Origin of the sequence: Haloarchaeobius sp. FL176 (assembly GCF_024609245.1) — an archaeon.
GTDB lineage: Archaea > Halobacteriota > Halobacteria > Halobacteriales > Natrialbaceae > Haloarchaeobius.
Genome location: NZ_JANJYH010000011.1, coordinates 57,076 through 72,410, shown reverse-complemented (window position 1 = coordinate 72,410; position 15,335 = coordinate 57,076). Strand labels below are relative to the sequence as shown.

Sequence of the window (15,335 nt, the reverse complement as noted above, 5' to 3'; positions counted from 1 at the left end):
GATTCATCGGCGGTATGTCACCCTCCAGACCGTTCTTCGAGTCCCCCTCCGGCGAGTTCGACACCGGCCAGATACTGTACGAGGCAATCCCGCTCGCGAAACTCGTCGCCGGCATCGGGGTCGTGGCATTGCTCCCGCAACTGGTGCACTGGCTGTTCGTCGAACTCGTCAGTCTCACGCCGACTCTCGCCGTCGTGTTCACGCTCGCGACGCAGTTCGTTCTGGCTGTCGGGACCGGGCTCGTGCTCATGTACGTCGTCGTCAGGGCGAACCAGCTCGCCGACCAGTAGTCCGTTCGACGACCAACCTACTTGTGGCTGTGCGACGACCGCTAGTCGATGGACGCCACCTCGCTCGACTGGAACCCACCCGACGACTGGCGACGGGTGGAGACGCTCGACGCCCACACCGGCGGCGAACCGCTCCGCATCGTACTCGACGGCCTCCCACCGCTCGAGGGCGAGACGCTGCTGGCCAAGCGTCGGTACATGCGGGACGAACTCGACGACTATCGCCGCCTGCTGATGCACGAGCCCCGCGGCCACGCCGACATGTACGGCGCGATTCTCACGGAACCCTCCGACGAGCGCGCCGACGTCGGCGTGCTGTTCACCCACAACGAGGGCTACAGCACGATGTGCGGGCACGGAATCGTCGCGCTGGGCGTCGCGTTCGTCGAGGCCGGGCCGTGCGAGCCCGGCGACGACATCGTGTTCGAGACGCCCGCCGGCCTCGTTACGGCGACGACCCACGGGGACGAGTCCGGCGTCGACCACGTCGCTTTCGAGAACGTCCCGGCGTTCGTCTACGCCCGGAACCGCGCCGTCGAGGTACCGGGCCTCGGCGCGGTGGAGTACGACGTCGCCTTCGGCGGGGCGTTCTACGCGTACGTCGAGGCCGCCGACGCGGGGGTTGACCTCGGGACGGAGGACGCCGCGGAGCTGGTGGACCTCGGCCGACGCATCAAGCGTGCGGTCGCCGACGACCTCGCCATCCAGCACCCGACCGAGGACGACCTCTCCTTCCTCTACGGGACCATCTTCGTCGATGACGACCCCGCGTCCGACGCTGACAGCCGGAACGTCTGCGTCTTCGCCGACGGTGAGGTGGACCGCTGTCCGACGGGCACGGGAGTGAGCGGTCGACTCGCGCTCCTCGCGGCCGACGAGCGGGTCGGGCCGGGCGAGCGGTTCACGGTCGAAAGCATCGTCGACTCACGGTTCACCGGCTGGTACGAGGAGGAGACGGCGTTCGAAGGGTACGACGCGGTCGTCCCGACGGTGCAGGGGAACGCCCACATCACGGGCACGCAGACGTTCGTAGTCGACCCTGACGACCCGTACCCGGCGGGCTTCTTTCTGCGGTAACTGGCCGGCGCGCCTGCCGACTACTTCAGCGTCACCCAGGTCAGGAACAGCAAGGCGACGAACTGCATCCCGCGCAGGACCGCGACGGCCTGCTGGACGCTCGGGGCGTTGCCGTAGAACATCTTCATGCTGAAGAAGAAGTACAGCGCGGTGGCGTTCTCCAGCAGCATCACGACCGCGAAGGCGACGAGGCCGAGTATCAACGGCGTGCGGAACGTCCGGTAGTTCCGGAGCCAGATGACCGTCAGGACGGTCAACAGGACGACGTTGATTCCGGCGAAGCCGCTCGCGACCGCTATCGTCTGGTCCATGCTCATGTTTCCTCCATGTGTTCTGTCACGTTCTCGAACGTCTCCCTGTTGTGCTCGAACTGGTCGGTGAGGAAGTACATCGCGCCGTAGTCCTCACCGCCCTTCTCGAGGACGTTGTGTTCGACCAGCATCTCGAGGTGGTGCCGCACGGTGTTGTAGTCCACGTCGATGGCCTCGGCGAGCTGGTTGGCGTTGCGCGGGCGCTCGTCTATCGACCGGATGATGCGCACCCGGTTCTTCCCGCCGCGTGTCCCGACCAGTAGGTACCACAACGCCTTCTCCATCGGTTCGTCTCATGCGTGCTCGGACCGGCTATTTAGTGACACCGCTAGATGTCTATCGTCTTCGACACCCAGCCGCTCGCCCCGTTCGGGTACGGACTCGCCTGCTCTTCGGGCTGGAGCGCGCCGGTGCCGTCGGTCGCCCTGACGACGAGCTCGTGTTCGCCGCCGCCCTGGAACTCGTAGCGGTACATCCGCCAGACGTCCTCGTCGGGCAGGGGCTCGGAGAGCTCGGCATCGTTCCACGAGTCGCCGCCGTCGGTGGACACCTCGACGCGGTCGATGCCGCGCAGTCCGGCGTAGGCGTGGCCGACCAGTTCGACTGTGCCGTCGTCCCGGACGGTGATGCCCTCGTCGTACAGTTTGGCGACGGTGTTGACGGGACCGGTGCCGTGCCAGCCGCGCTCCTCCCAGTAGCCCTGCTGTTGTTCGTCGATGAGTTCGATCTCGGTGACCCACTTGATGTTGATCTCGCCCCAGTGTCCGGGGACGAGCAGGCGAGCGGGCTTGCCGTGGCTCGCGGGGAGCCGCTGGCCGTTCATCCCGTACGCGAGGAAGGCCGTCTCCATCACCTCCAGCGGGAAGACCTGGTAGTAGTCGTCGGCCGCGTACACCTTCACACAGCCGCAGTCGGGCGACGGGCCGGCGCGGTCGAGGAACGCCGCGATGGGGACGCCGGTCCAGAGCGCGGTGTCCAGCTTGCGCCCGTTGAGGTCCTCGCCGACGCAGCGGAGCGTGACGAACCGGTGTTCGGGCTCCATGCCGGTGAGGTCGTAGTAGTCCATCGACACCTCCTCCTCGACCGACCCGGTGACCTGGAGCTCCCAGGTCGCGGGCTCGACGTCGGGGTCGAACGTGGCGATGTCCGTCTCGTAGAAGTCGGCGTTGGGCGTGACCATGCCCCCGAGGTTCTCGGAGTCGAACGACAGTGCATCGGCGTCGGACATACGGTCCTCCGCGGCCTGACGCTGTGCTGAGTCGAGCGGCTCGGTCGGGTCGACGGACTCGACGTTGCTCCCGAGCGCCGCGCCGACGCCGGCGTAGGCGACGGTTCCGAGCGCGAGTCCGAGCGTCTGCCGTCTCGCGGCGTCGTCCGGCATGTACTCGTCTGTATCGGCCCGCAACCGCGGGTCGAGCGCAGCCACGTACACACCGACGACGACCATCGCGGAGAGGGTACCGAGGATGGCCGGCTGGAGAGCGCCGGTCGGCAGGTAGAGGCCGGCGAAGACGAACAGGCCGGCGAGTGCGAGCGCCAGCGGTGGACCACCCACGCGGCGGCTAACGGCGAGTGCAGCCGCGGCTGCGAGCCCCAGCCCGCCGACGACCACGGCGAGGGAGAGGGCGATGTGCAGAATGTGGCCGGCCGAACCGAACTCCTCGATGGCGAACGCGACGATCGGACCGGGCGTCGCCGCGACGATGCGTGCGTCGACGGGAGCCACGACGAACGCGTCGCGCGACCAGCCCGCCAGCGCGAACGACCCCGCGGTCGCCGCGACACCGGCCAGTACCGCCACCAGCGCGTCCGTCAGTCTCCCAGCTGTGATTCTGTCAGCCATCCTTGGTGAGACGCTGGCACTCGGTGCCTAAAGCCGTTGTTCGAACTCCGGCCAGAATGGTTCTAGAATTCGGTGGGCTTTTGCGGGTCCACAGCGCGCTCTCTGCCATGACCGAGGACGAGGAGCTCACGTACGCGGACGCGGGGGTCGACATCGAGGAGAGCGAGGCGGCGACGGCGGCGCTCTTGAACGCGGTCGGCAACGTCGTCGACACCGAGTACGCGGGGATGCTCGACATCGGCGACCAGTACCTCGCGCTGGCGACCGACGGTGTCGGCACGAAGCTGCTCGTCGCGGAGGCGCTGTCGGACTACTCCACGGTCGGCATCGACTGCATGGCGATGAACGTCAACGACCTCGTCGCCGCGGGCGTGACGCCCGTCGCGTTCGTCGACTACCTCGCCGTCGACGAGCCGACGGAGGCGTTCGCCGAGCAGGTCGGTGAGGGGCTGGCGGAGGCGGCCGACCGTGCGGACGTGGCCCTGCTCGGCGGCGAGACGGCCGTCATGCCCGAGGTCGTGGACGGGCTGGACCTCGCGGGCACCTGCGCCGGGCTCGCCCCGAAAGACGCGGTGTTCGACGGTGCGGCCCAGGAGGGCGACAGGCTCGTCGCGTGGCCCTCCGCGGGCATCCACTCGAACGGCCTCACCCTCGCCCGGACTGCCGTGACCCGCGACCACGAGTACACCGACCCGTTCCCCCCCGAATCCGACCGGAGCATCGGCGAGGTGCTGCTGGAGCCGACGCGCATCTACACGGACCTGCTCAAGCCCATGCGCGAGCACGGGGTCCGCGCCGCGGCTCACGTCACCGGCGGCGGCTGGACCAACCTCTCCCGGATGGGCGACTTCGAGTACCGTATCGAGGACCCGTTCCCGGCGCAGCCGGTGTTCGGATTCGTTCAGGACCTCGGGAACGTCTCGCCCGAGGAGATGTACCGCACGTTCAACATGGGCACCGGCTTCGTCGCGGCGGTGCCGGCGGCGGCGGCCGACGACCTCGCGGACGCAACCGAAGACGGCCGGGTCATCGGGGAGGTCGCGGCGGGCGATTCGGTCGAGGTCCGCGGGCTGTCGCTGTCGTAGTCTCAGGCCGCGGTCGAGGAGTTCTTCGCGCCAATCCGGCGGAACACGTACTCCACCCCGGCGAGCAGGGGGTACGCCGCGACCGGCAGGAACCCGTACAGCACGGCGATGTACAGGCCCCGAACCGGCTGGAAGCCAAGGGTCAGCCCGAACGCCGCGCCGAGGACGAGCCAGCCGACCAGCAGCGCGACCGGGGCCCGGAACCGGTACCGCCGCAGGGCGAACACGGGGAGCGCGACGAGCCCGAACGACAGCAGGCCGTACAGCGGCCCGATGTCGGTGAGCACGGCCGTCGCCTGGACGTCGGACGGCCACCAGACGCCGGTCGCGAGCCCGGCGACGAGCAGGAACGCGAGGAACGCGAGCCAGGTCGCGAGGGCGGTACCGGCGGCTCTGGACACCGACGCTGGCGCGGGTCCGTGGCTGGCGATGGCCATAGCTCGACAGTTCGAGGCCTCGTCACGTCAAGCTTTGGCAGAGGTCAGGAGAGCCGCGCCGCGAGGTCCGCCTCGGTGATGATGCCGAGCGTCTCGCCGCCCTCGGTCACCATGACGGCCTTGTAGTGGTCGAGCAGGTTGCTGACTTCCTCCAGGGTCGCGTCCTCGGAGACGGTCGGGAACGACTCGCTCATGTACTCGCGGACGGCTTCGTCACGGGCGTTCTCGTCCACGTGGACCAGGTCTGACTCGCTGATGCTCCCGACGGGGATGCCGTCTTTGATGACAGCGAGCTGTGAGTACGCCTCCTTCTCCATCGTCCGGACGGCGTCGCTGACGGTGTCGTCGGGGGCGATGGTGATGACGTCCTCGTGCATCAGGTCGCCCGCGCGGACGATCTCGCCCTCGGCCTCGTCCAGCGCCTCGACGATACGTCGCAGGGTCGAGAGTCGTGGGTCGACGTCACCGCCCTCGATACGGGCGATAAGTGGCTGAGAGACGTCGGCGGCGTCGGCGAGCTCGCTCTGGGTGAGCCCCAGTTCCGTACGGCGTTCGCGCAGATCCGCCGGAGTCGGGAGTTCCATACCCGACCATTACCCGAGGTTATAGAATAAGTGTTCCGGGTGTTACTCGTCCTCGTCGCTTTCGCGTTCGATGGTCTCGACGACCTTGAGCGGCACGTCGCGGAGGGCACCCCCGACCTCGCTCTTTGCGATGCGGTTCGCGTGTTCGTCGCTGTCGGCGTTGAACACCTCCATCTCCAGCATCAGGCCGACGAGTGCGGTGTCGGCGGCGATGTAGGACGACTCGAACGGCTCGCCACAGGCCGGACAGTCGGTGAGGCCGACGTTGACCTCGACGTAGTCCTTGCCCTCCTCGTTCAGTCGCTTGCCCGCCTCGCTCACCGCGACGCCGATGGCGTCGTTGATGTCCGTGACGTCGCGAACCAACCACGCAGCCTCCATCACAACGAGATAGTTGCTCATGCTCGCACGGACGGGCCGGAGCAAGGCTTGTTTTGCGGTTCACTCCCGCCGTGGAGAAGCGCACGAGATTCGCATCATTCCCATAAGTTACGAGAATCACGGACGTTCGGAACGGGTCAGCAATCCGTATTCCCGTCCCGTTGGCAGTTCTAGTTGCCTATCGGACAAACAGGATTGAAACGCAAGAAGGCGGCGAGTTTGTGTCGAGTTATCACACCATACTTCGGCGGGAAAGCTTATATAGGGCCACCGCCGACCGTCGCTCGAAGCCAGATGATAGACCGGGCCTACACGGCAACCCTGTTCGCGCTGTACCAGCTGAGCATCGCCGCCGGCATCGTCCTGATGCCACTCGCGCTCGCGATGCAGCAACTCGGCGTCTCGCTGCCCATCCACCGGCTCGTGGCGTCGCTCGGTACGGCGTACGACGAGGCGAACGCAGTCTGAGCGGGGACGACCACACGTTTTCGCGACGCAACACGCCGAGCGGTGCGTCCGTTCGATGCCGGGAACGTCCGACGAGACCGCCGCCAGCCGGCCGCTGACCCGTCTCCTTTTGTAGGAACACGCCGAATCGAGGGGCAATGAAGACCATCAAGGACAGCGTCCACGACCACATCGAGGTCGAGGGCGTGGCTCGGGCACTCCTGGACACACCCGAGATGCAGCGACTCCGACACATCAAACAACTGGGGACCGCATCGCTCGTCTACCCCTCCGCGAACCACACACGGTTCGAACACTCGCTGGGCGTCTACCACCTCGCCTGCGAAGCACTCGAACATCTCAACGTCGAGGGACCGCGGGCGGAGAAGGTGAAGGCGGCGGCGCTGCTCCACGACGTGGGCCACGGCCCGTTCAGCCACAACCTCGAACCCCTCACCCACCGCCGCACCGGGAAGTACCACGACGACGTCCACCAGCTGTTCGAACGCGGGGACGTGTCGACGGTCCTCCGCGACCACGACATCGAACCGCGTGAGGTCGCGGACCTGGTCGCCGGTGACGGTCGGTTCGGCCAGCTCGTCTCCGGCGAACTCGACGTCGACCGGATGGACTACCTCGTACGCGACGCTCACCACACGGGCGTCCCCTACGGCACCATCGACCACTCCCGGCTGGTCCGCGAACTCACCTTCCAGGACGGGGAGCTCGTCCTCGCGGCGGGCAATGTCCAGACAGCGGAGAGCCTGCTGGTCGCCCGCGCGCTGATGACGCCCACCGTCTACAACCATCACGTCGCCCGGATCTCGAAGGCGATGGTCCGTCGTGCCGGCGAGCGCCTGCTCGACAGCACCGAGTACGACGCCGAGGACCTGCGGCGGATGGACGACCCCGGCTTCCTCGTCGCCCTGCGGCGGGGCGAGGAAACCGCCGAGGTGGCCCGCCGGTTCGACGAACGCGACCTCTACAAGCGCGCGGTCTGGGCAGAGCATTCGAACGTGCCCGAGCACGTCCTCGACATCGAACACGAGGACGTACGGGGATACGAACTCGAGATCGCCGAACGAGCGGGCGTCGACCCCGACCAGGTGGTCCTCGACGTTCCGGGCGAGCCCACGATGGACGAGTCATCGACACGCGTGCTTGTCGGTGGCGAGGCCCGACGACTGGACCAGCAGTCGCCACTGGTCGAGGCGCTCCAGTCCGCACAGCTCGCGCAGTGGCGCCTCGGCGTCTACTGTCCCGAAGCCGTGACCGACCAGGTCGGCACCGCCGCGGCGCGCGTGCTCGACCTCGACATCGACGGCGCGCTCGTCTCCGAGGTCAGGGGGCTGCAGGGGACCCTCGACCAGTACGGCCAATGACGGGGGACGGTCCCGAACCGGCCGACGGTGACGACGGCCAGCGCCTCGTCGAGGGAACCATCCTCCGCGGCCGCGAGTTCGAGCCGGTCGAGGGCCGGGTCGTCGTCGAGAACGGCGAGATAGCGGCTATCGAGGAGGAGCCCGTCGAGAGCGACGACATCGTGCTCCCGGCGTTCGTCAACGCCCACACGCACATCGGCGACTCCATCGCGAAGGAGGCCGGCGGCGGACTCTCGCTCGAGGAGCTCGTCGCCCCGCCGGACGGCCTGAAGCACCGGCTGTTACGGCAGGCGAGCACCGAGGAGAAGATCGCGGCGATGCACCGCTCCCTCGAGTTCATGGCCGAGGCCGGCACCGCCGCACATATCGAGTTCCGCGAGGGCGACGTCGACGGTGTGCGGGAGATCCGCGCGGCGGGCGAGAACGTCCCCGTCGAGTCGGTGGTGCTCGGGCGCGGCAGCATCGACGCGATGACGGCGAGCGACGGCTACGGTGCTTCGGGGGCGAACGACGCCAACTTCGACCGCGAACGCGCGGCGACCGGCCGGGAGGACAAACTGTTCGGCATCCACGCGGGCGAGGTGGACAGCTCGGATATCGACGCCGCGATGGACCTCGACCCGGAGTTCCTCGTCCACATGGTCCACCCCGAACCGTGGCACCTCGACCGGCTCGCGGACGCGGAGACCCCGGTCGTCATCTGTCCGCGGTCGAACCTCGTCACGGACGTCGGTCTCTCGCCGCTGCCGGAGCTTCTGGACCGGACCACGGTCGCCCTCGGTACCGACAACGTGTTCCTGAACTCGCCGTCGATGTTCCGCGAGATGGAGTTCACCGCGAAGCTGTTCGACGTCTCCGCGACCGAGGTGCTCCGGATGGCGACCGTCGCTGGCGCGGACATCGCCGGCCTGAACTGTGGGCTCGTCGAACCCGGTCGGAGCGCGGAACTGCTGGTCCTCGACGGCGACTCGCACAACCTCACCGGGACGAAAGACGTCGTCCGGGCGGTCGTCCGCCGTGCGGGCGTGGACGACATCCGGTCGGTCGTGCGCTAGCGGGGGCTGCTGTGGGGCGGTGAACCGACGGCACACTCAAGACCCGCGCCGCCATACGCGATAGCATACCACATGTACGACCGGATACTGGTGCCGACCGACGGCTCCGAGGGGGGCGAACGGGCGGTCCGTCACGCCATCGACCTCGCGGTCGCCCACGACGCGACCATCTACGCCGTCTACGTCGTCGACTCCGCCAGCTACGGCGGCGTCCCCATGGAGACCGCGTGGGAAGGCCTGCACGAGATGCTCGAACACGAGGGCGAGGCGGCGCTGGACCGCGTCGTCGAGATCGCCGAGGAGTCCGGGGTACCCGTCGAGACCGCGTTGCTCGAGGGCACGCCAGCGAAACAGGTCGTCCGGCACGCCGAGTCGGAGGAGTGCGACCTCGTCGTCATGGGAACACACGGCCGTGGCGGAATCGACCGACTGCTGCTCGGGAGCGTGGCCGAGCGCGTCGTCAGGTCTTCGGAGGTGCCGGTCCTCACGGTTCAGGTGTCGGGATGAGGGCCGCAGCGACACGGCTCGTGCGCGACGAGCGTGCGGCGATGACGCTCGGTGAGCGCGTCGTCGCCGTGGCCGCTATCGCGTTCATCAACGCGGCGTTCGCCATGCTCGTCCCCTGGATGGCGGTGTTCGCCCTCATCGTCTCCCTCCCGCTGCTCGCGGTGGTGGTGTTGCGCTGACTACGACGCGTCGACCGGTCTGAGGTGTTCGCAATCGCCCGCGCTCACCCGGACGACGCCGTCGGCCGTCTCCACGAGGAGCGCGCCCGGCGGCTCGATATCGACAGCCTCACCGACCACCTCGCCGGTCGGCGTTTCGACGCGAACCCGCTGGCCGAGCGTCAGGGCGTGCTCGCGCCACGCGGGTAGGACCGCCGCGGCGTCGGTGCCGAGGTCGTGGAACTCCTCCAGCACGCGCTGGAGGAACACGCGCCGGTCGACGTCCGCACCGCCACGTTCGCGGAGGCTCGTCGCCGTCGGCGGCAGGTCGTCGGCGTCGACGTTCGCGCCGATACCGACGACCAGCCACGAGACGCGGTCCGCCTCGCCCTCCATCTCGGTGAGGATGCCCGCCAGCTTTCGGTACTCGGCGTTCCCGTCGCCGTCGGAACCGTCGGTAGGCTCGTCCACAGCCACCAGCACGTCGTTGGGCCACTTGATACGGGCGTCGACTCCGGCTTCGCGGGCCGCGCGCGTGACCGCGACCGCCGCGGCGAGCGTCGCGAGCGGCACCTGCGACGGCGGCACCGTCGGGCGGGTCAGGATGGAGGCGTAGACGCCCCCGGGCGGGGCAGCCCACTCCCGGTCGAGGCGGCCGCGACCGCCGGTCTGCTCGTCGGCCACCACGACCACGTCGCCCGCGCCGCCGTCGGCCAACTCACGGGCGCGAGTGTTCGTCGAGGCCAGGGACTCGTGGTACTCGATTTCGTATGGGGCGTCCAGTCCGTGAGCGATGGCCAGCCCGCCGTACGCCGGCACCGAGGTCAGCCGGTAGCCGTCGTCGTCGCTCTCGACGCCGAAGCCCGCCTCGCGGATGGCCTCGACGTGCTTCCAGACGGCGGCTCTGGAGACATCGAGCTCGTCGGCGAGTGTGGGGCCGCCCACCGGCCCGTCGGCGAGCGCGGCGAGGACCTGCCGTCGTGTCTCGTTCATGCCCGGCAGGTTCGTGGCGACGCGACTTGAAGCGGCCGGTTGGTCGGGAGAAAGGGGGTCGCTCTGCTTCCGAGGTCAGTCCGCGCGCAGCTCCTGCAGCCGTTCGCGCCCCGGCTCGATGAGCTCGTCGAGGTAGCTCGCGAGCGTGTTCTTCGCGTCCTGCGGGTGGAGCTCGCCGGAGTCGAGGTCGACCGCGAGGTCGTCGTACGACTCGTAGACGAGGTCGCCGCCGTACTTCTCGGGCCGCTCGACCGTCACCGACTCGAACCGCGGGAAGACGTGGTAGTGGAACAGCTCCAGCACGGGGTTGTGCCGGTCGTTACCGTCGTCGTCGGGCTCTGGATCGGCCGTCGGCGGGCAGTACGCCTTGTTCACCTTCTTCTGGAGGTCCTCGGCGGAGTCCTCCATCGAGATGGTGACGCCCTCGCTGGAGGACATCTTGCCGACGCCGCTCGTCAGGTCGGCGAGGATGGGCGTGTGCAGGCAGGGACGGCTCTCGTAGCCCAGCGACGGGAGCTCCTCGCGGTGGAGCATGTGGACCTTCCGCTGGTCCATCCCGCCGATGGCGAGGTCGAGGTCGAGGTACTCGATGTCGAGCGCCTGCATCAGCGGGTAGACGACGTGGCTGACCTTCACCGTCTCGCCGCTCTGGATTTCGGCCATCGCGCGCTGAGCACGGTTCAGGCTCGTCTCCAGTTCGAGCTCGTGCAGGTCGAGCGCGTAGTCCTCGTCCATCTCGAAGCTACTGCCGTAGACGAACTCCGTCTGGTCCTCGTCGAGCCCGTACGCGAGGAACTGGGCCCGCATCCGCTCGGCGGTCTCGCGGATCTCCTCGAACGTCCCCTTCCCGTTGAGGTAGGCGTGGACGTCGGCCAGCAGGACGACCACTTCCATCCCCGCCTCCTGCAGGTCGATGAGCTTGTTCGCCGTCAGGAGGTGACCGAGGTGGAGGACGCCCGAGGGCTCGTAGCCGACGTAGACCCGCTTCCCGTCGGGGTCGTCGGCCAGTGCGCGCACCTCGGACTCGGTGATGACCTCGTCGGTGTTCCGGGTCATCAACTCGTACGTGTCCATACGGACACGAATTCGCCCGGGGGCTTTGAACCTTGCCAAGCCGTGCGAACCGTTCAGAACGGCTTGAGGACGTTCTCGACGTTGTCCCGCATCGCGCCGGCGATGTGCCCGCTCGCCGCGCCCATCCCCGCGCCGATGCCCGACCCGACCGGGCCGAGTGGCCGGCCGATCTTCGCACCGATCTTCGCGCCCTCCTCGGCTCCCTTCTTGGCGTGCGAGTTCTTGCGCATGCACGGCGGCTTCAGCGGATTCATTGGTTCGCTTCGCCGTTGGAACCGTCGATACAAAAATCCTGACCAGCGACGGTTCCCCGGCGACCCGACCGAACAATTAAGCACTCATGGAAAGTTGCCAGTAGTATGCGAGTCGAGGACGACGACGGCGTACGGACGATAACGTTCGACCGGCCGAACGTGATGAACGCGATGAACCTGGAGGTGGCGACGGAGCTGGCCGACGCGGTCGCGGGGGCCGACCCCGTCGAGCACGACGCCATCGTGCTCACCGGCGACGACCCCGCGTTCTCGGCCGGCGGCGACATCCAGGCGATGAAGGAGCGCGAGGAGGGGCCACGCGAGTCGTACCAGCGCGTCGCGGAGACGTTCAACCGTGCCGCGGCCGAACTCCTGAACAGCGACGTGCCCGTCGTGGCGAAGATCAACGGCGACTGCGTCGGCGCGGGACTGGCCATCGTCGCAGCGTCGGACATGGCGTACACGGTGCCGGACGCGACCTTCTCCTGTGCGTTCATCCGCGTCGGCCTGGTTCCGGACACGGCAGCGACGTTCACCCTGCCGCGGCTCGTCGGCCTCCGGACGGCGAAGCGACTCACTATGACCGGCGAGTTCTTCGACGGGAGCGAGGCCGCCGAGATGGGGCTGGTCAACGAGGCCGTGCCCGAGGAGGAACTGGACGAGACGGTCGACGAACTGGTCGGCAAGCTCTCCCGCCGCCCCACGAAGACCGTCGGGATGACCAAGCAGGCCATCCACGAGAACCTCGACAACGACTGGCGGAAGGCGCTGGACTACGAGAACATGCTGCAGGTGCAGGCGTACATGTCCGAGGAGCACGAGGAGGGCGTCGACGCGTTCCTCGAGGGCCGCGACCCCGAGTGGGACTAGTCGCTCGGGTCGGCGTGTTCGAGAGTTCGGAGCGCTGCCCGAGTGAGTCTCACCGGTCGAGGAACCGCCGGATGGTGCCGTCGAACGCCGCCGGATGTTCGACGACTGCCTCGTGCCCGGTCCCGCGGAGCATCGCCAGCCGGCCGTTCGGGAGGGCAGCCGCGGCGGCGCGGTAGTCGGCCTCGTCGAAGAACGGGTCCCGGTCCGCGCCGACGACGAGGGTCAGGGGGTCGACGCGCTCGCAGGCGTCGGTGCCGTCGAACGCGAGGCAGGCGTCGGCGGAGACGAGGAAGTCGGTCGGGTCGACCGGCTCGAACGCCCGCTCGTAGACGAGCGAACCGACCTGCAGGAGCCGGGCCCGCGCGCCGGCGGCGAGAATCCCGGCAGCGTTGCGATAGATTGAGCCCCAGTCGCCGGCGACCGCCCAGTCGCGCCAGCGCCGGACGACCGACGTCCCGCCGTCGCTCAGGCCCGCACCCGACAGCCCGAGCACAGCGCGGTCGACCCGGTCGTCCGCGGCGGCGAGATGCTGGACGACGAACCCGCCCATGGAGAGCCCGAGCACGTCGACGGAGTCCGCGTCGAGGGCGTCGAGGACGCGCTCGTATCCGCGGGCGAGGTCGGCCATCGTCGTGTCAGGGGCGAGCCCGGGCGGCCGGCTCACCATGTAGGCGGTGTGGGTGTCGGCGTAGCGGCGGAGGTACAGCGCCATCAGCCGCGGGTACCACCAGGAGTCGCCGACCCTGTGGAGAGGGTCGTTCAGTCCGGGGACGACGACCAGGGTCCGGGAGCCGTTGCCGACCCGGACGAACGGATGGGTGGCGACCGTGCCGGTGCTGGCGAGTGCGGGGAACACGGTCGAACTCGGACCCGGACCGGCTTAATCCCGTCCCCGATGCGGGGTGGGCGCTCGCCTCAGCCCTGCCCGACCATCGACTCCTCGTCCGCCCACTCGCGCTCGCGGAGCTCGTACTTCTGGACCTTCCCGGTCGCGGTCTCGGGGAGCTGGTCGACGAACTCGACGCGGGTGACCCGCTTGAAGTTCGCGACCCGGTCGGCGACGAACGACTTCACGTCCTCGGGGTCGATGGTCGCGTCGGCGGCCGGGACGACGAATGCCTTCGGCGTCTCGCCCCACTGCTCGCTCGGCGCGGGGATGACCGCCGCCTTCGCGATCTCGGGGTGGTCGTAGAGCACGTCCTCGAGCTCGATGGTCGAGATGTTCTCGCCGCCGGAGATGATGATGTCCTTCTTGCGGTCCTGAATGGCGACGAAGCCGTCCTCGTCCCACGTCGCGAGGTCGCCCATGTGGTAGTAGCCCTCGCGCCGCTCGGAGAACGCCGTCTCGGTCTCCTCGGGCTTGTTCCAGTAGCGGTCCATCACCTGGTTCCCGCGGACGACGATCTCGCCGATGGTCGAGCCGTCGCGGGGCACGTCCTCGCCGTCCTCGTCGACGACGCGGACTTCGGTGCCGAGGTAGCCGATGCCCTGCCGTTTCATCAGGTCGAACCGCTCGTCGTCGGTCTTACCGGCGAGGTGACGGGGCGAGTGCGAGGTGGTGATGAGCGGGCCGGTCTCCGTCGCGCCGTAGACGTGCATCAGCGTCCAGCCGAACTCGCCCTCGACAGTCCGGAGGGTGGCTTCGGGGGGTGCCGCACCGGCGGTCGCGGCCCGGACGGGGTTCGCGCCCGCCGTCTGGACCTCGCCGTCGTGCTCGTCGTAGTAGTTCATCAGCATGTTGAGCACCGTCGGCGCGGCACAGAGGTAGCTCACGTCCTCGGTCTGGATGGCGTCGAAGACGGACTCGGCGTCGACGCCTCGTGTGCAGACGTGTGTCCCGCCGTTGCCGGTGACGGAGTAGATGTGGCCCCAGCCGTTGACGTGGAACATCGGCAGCGTCCAGAGGTAGACGTCGTCGTCGGAGATGTTCTGGTGGGCCGTCACGAGGTAGGAGTGGATGGTCTCGGCGCGGTGCGTGCGACAGACACCCTTCGGGTCGCCGGTCGTCCCGGAGGTGTAGTTGATGGTCACCACGTCGTCCTCGCTCATCTCGGCTCGGTCGTAGTCGGGGCCGGCCGCCTCCAGCTCCGCGTCGAACGAGCGCCAGTCACCGTCGACGGCGTCGGCGTCGTTCGTCACGAACGTCTCGGTCGGCACCTCGTCGCGGATCTGCTCGATACGGTGGGCGTACTCGTGGTCGGCGTAGATGGCCGTCACCCCCGCGTCCTCGAGGATGTAGGCGTAGTCGTCGGCCGTCAACCGGTAGTTCAGCGGCGTGTGGACGGCGCCGACCTGCATCGACCCGTACGCGGCTTCGAGGTGGTAGTGCGTGTTGGGGTCGAGGACGGCGACGCGGTCGCCCTGTTCGACGTCCACGGACTGGAGGAACGCGGAGAACCGGTCGGCGCGTTCGCCGAACTCGTCGTACGTGTAGCGCTCGCCGGTCGTCGCCACGATGGCGGTCTCGTCGGCGTAGTGGCGTCGGGCACGGTCCAGGAAATCTGTCACTAGAAGCGGCTTGTGCATGAACGATGATTGGATTCCCGTCGGTTCAAAACCCCCTGTTCGTTCAATAGTTACCGGAATT

20 protein-coding genes are annotated in these 15,335 nt (G+C 68.3%); 9 read left to right on the top strand and 11 right to left on the bottom strand.

Annotation, left to right across the window (positions count from 1 at the left end; all coding sequences use genetic code 11):
• Positions 1-14: 14 nt before the first annotated feature.
• Together NO978_RS16680 and NO978_RS16675 are read left to right on the top strand one after the other, a co-directional pair.
• On the top strand, positions 15-290 hold the full coding sequence (locus NO978_RS16680) for a hypothetical protein (RefSeq protein WP_257300691.1): 276 nt from the start codon (positions 15-17) through the stop codon (positions 288-290).
• A gap of 48 nt (positions 291-338) precedes the next feature.
• Positions 339-1,367: a proline racemase family protein gene (locus tag NO978_RS16675; protein ID WP_257300690.1), complete on the top strand. Its 1,029-nt coding sequence runs from the start codon at positions 339-341 to the stop codon at positions 1,365-1,367.
• A gap of 20 nt (positions 1,368-1,387) precedes the next feature.
• Here NO978_RS16675 and NO978_RS16670 read toward each other — a convergent pair whose 3' ends face one another.
• Genes NO978_RS16670 through NO978_RS16660 form a run of 3 tightly spaced genes read right to left on the bottom strand, consistent with a single transcriptional unit; the run spans position 1,388 to position 3,521 of the window.
• On the bottom strand, positions 1,388-1,684 hold the full coding sequence (locus NO978_RS16670; RefSeq protein WP_257300689.1) for a hypothetical protein: 297 nt from the start codon (positions 1,682-1,684) through the stop codon (positions 1,388-1,390).
• Positions 1,681-1,962, bottom strand: a complete 282-nt coding sequence (locus NO978_RS16665; RefSeq protein WP_257300688.1) for a winged helix-turn-helix domain-containing protein — start codon at positions 1,960-1,962, stop codon at positions 1,681-1,683. The genes NO978_RS16670 and NO978_RS16665 overlap by 4 nt, the downstream gene beginning before the upstream one ends.
• A gap of 44 nt (positions 1,963-2,006) precedes the next feature.
• Complete coding sequence (locus NO978_RS16660) at positions 2,007-3,521, bottom strand: molybdopterin-dependent oxidoreductase (protein WP_257300687.1); 1,515 nt, start codon at positions 3,519-3,521, stop codon at positions 2,007-2,009.
• 107 nt (positions 3,522-3,628) lie between these two features.
• On the opposite strand from NO978_RS16660, the gene purM reads away from it, so the two are divergent.
• Positions 3,629-4,606, top strand: coding sequence for a phosphoribosylformylglycinamidine cyclo-ligase (gene purM / locus NO978_RS16655; protein ID WP_257300686.1), 978 nt, complete (start codon positions 3,629-3,631; stop codon positions 4,604-4,606).
• Positions 4,607-4,608: 2 nt separating this feature from the next.
• Here the strand turns inward: purM and NO978_RS16650 are convergent, their stop codons facing one another.
• The 3 genes from NO978_RS16650 to NO978_RS16640 are packed head-to-tail and all read right to left on the bottom strand — an operon-like array spanning position 4,609 to position 6,029.
• Positions 4,609-5,043, bottom strand: coding sequence for a hypothetical protein (locus NO978_RS16650; RefSeq protein WP_257300685.1), 435 nt, complete (start codon positions 5,041-5,043; stop codon positions 4,609-4,611).
• A gap of 44 nt (positions 5,044-5,087) precedes the next feature.
• Complete coding sequence (locus NO978_RS16645) at positions 5,088-5,627, bottom strand: CBS domain-containing protein (protein WP_257300684.1); 540 nt, start codon at positions 5,625-5,627, stop codon at positions 5,088-5,090.
• Between the two features lie 42 nt (positions 5,628-5,669).
• Entirely contained in the window at positions 5,670-6,029 is a 360-nt protein-coding gene (locus NO978_RS16640; protein ID WP_257300683.1) for a DUF555 domain-containing protein, read from the bottom strand.
• Between the two features lie 273 nt (positions 6,030-6,302).
• On the opposite strand from NO978_RS16640, the gene NO978_RS16635 reads away from it, so the two are divergent.
• From NO978_RS16635 to NO978_RS16615, 5 genes are all read left to right on the top strand, one after another.
• The gene (locus tag NO978_RS16635; protein WP_257300682.1) at positions 6,303-6,476 is read left to right on the top strand and encodes a hypothetical protein; all 174 of its coding nucleotides are present in this window, start codon (positions 6,303-6,305) and stop codon (positions 6,474-6,476) included.
• 137 nt (positions 6,477-6,613) lie between these two features.
• Positions 6,614-7,837 (top strand): HD domain-containing protein, encoded by a 1,224-nt coding sequence (locus tag NO978_RS16630; protein WP_257300681.1) that lies wholly within the window; start codon positions 6,614-6,616, stop codon positions 7,835-7,837.
• A complete protein-coding gene (locus NO978_RS16625; protein ID WP_257300680.1) occupies positions 7,834-8,892 on the top strand; it encodes an amidohydrolase family protein in 1,059 nt (352 codons plus the stop codon). The genes NO978_RS16630 and NO978_RS16625 overlap by 4 nt, the downstream gene beginning before the upstream one ends.
• A 72-nt stretch (positions 8,893-8,964) precedes the next feature.
• Positions 8,965-9,399 (top strand): universal stress protein, encoded by a 435-nt coding sequence (locus NO978_RS16620; RefSeq protein ID WP_257300679.1) that lies wholly within the window; start codon positions 8,965-8,967, stop codon positions 9,397-9,399.
• Positions 9,396-9,578: a hypothetical protein gene (locus NO978_RS16615; RefSeq protein WP_257300678.1), complete on the top strand. Its 183-nt coding sequence runs from the start codon at positions 9,396-9,398 to the stop codon at positions 9,576-9,578. The genes NO978_RS16620 and NO978_RS16615 overlap by 4 nt, the downstream gene beginning before the upstream one ends.
• On the opposite strand, the gene NO978_RS16610 is transcribed toward NO978_RS16615, so the two are convergent.
• From NO978_RS16610 to NO978_RS16600, 3 genes are all read right to left on the bottom strand, one after another.
• Positions 9,579-10,550: a biotin--[acetyl-CoA-carboxylase] ligase gene (locus tag NO978_RS16610; protein WP_257300677.1), complete on the bottom strand. Its 972-nt coding sequence runs from the start codon at positions 10,548-10,550 to the stop codon at positions 9,579-9,581.
• A gap of 75 nt (positions 10,551-10,625) precedes the next feature.
• A complete protein-coding gene (locus tag NO978_RS16605; RefSeq protein ID WP_257300676.1) occupies positions 10,626-11,624 on the bottom strand; it encodes a tyrosine--tRNA ligase in 999 nt (332 codons plus the stop codon).
• Between the two features lie 53 nt (positions 11,625-11,677).
• A complete protein-coding gene (locus NO978_RS16600; RefSeq protein ID WP_256300064.1) occupies positions 11,678-11,878 on the bottom strand; it encodes a hypothetical protein in 201 nt (66 codons plus the stop codon).
• Positions 11,879-11,983: 105 nt separating this feature from the next.
• On the opposite strand from NO978_RS16600, the gene NO978_RS16595 reads away from it, so the two are divergent.
• A complete protein-coding gene (locus NO978_RS16595) occupies positions 11,984-12,748 on the top strand; it encodes an enoyl-CoA hydratase/isomerase family protein (RefSeq protein WP_257300675.1) in 765 nt (254 codons plus the stop codon).
• Between the two features lie 49 nt (positions 12,749-12,797).
• On the opposite strand, the gene NO978_RS16590 is transcribed toward NO978_RS16595, so the two are convergent.
• Both NO978_RS16590 and NO978_RS16585 read right to left on the bottom strand, forming a co-directional pair.
• Positions 12,798-13,604, bottom strand: coding sequence for an alpha/beta fold hydrolase (locus NO978_RS16590; protein WP_257300674.1), 807 nt, complete (start codon positions 13,602-13,604; stop codon positions 12,798-12,800).
• Positions 13,605-13,663: 59 nt separating this feature from the next.
• Positions 13,664-15,274, bottom strand: coding sequence for a long-chain-fatty-acid--CoA ligase (locus NO978_RS16585; RefSeq protein ID WP_257300673.1), 1,611 nt, complete (start codon positions 15,272-15,274; stop codon positions 13,664-13,666).
• Between the last annotated feature and the right edge of the window lie 61 nt (positions 15,275-15,335).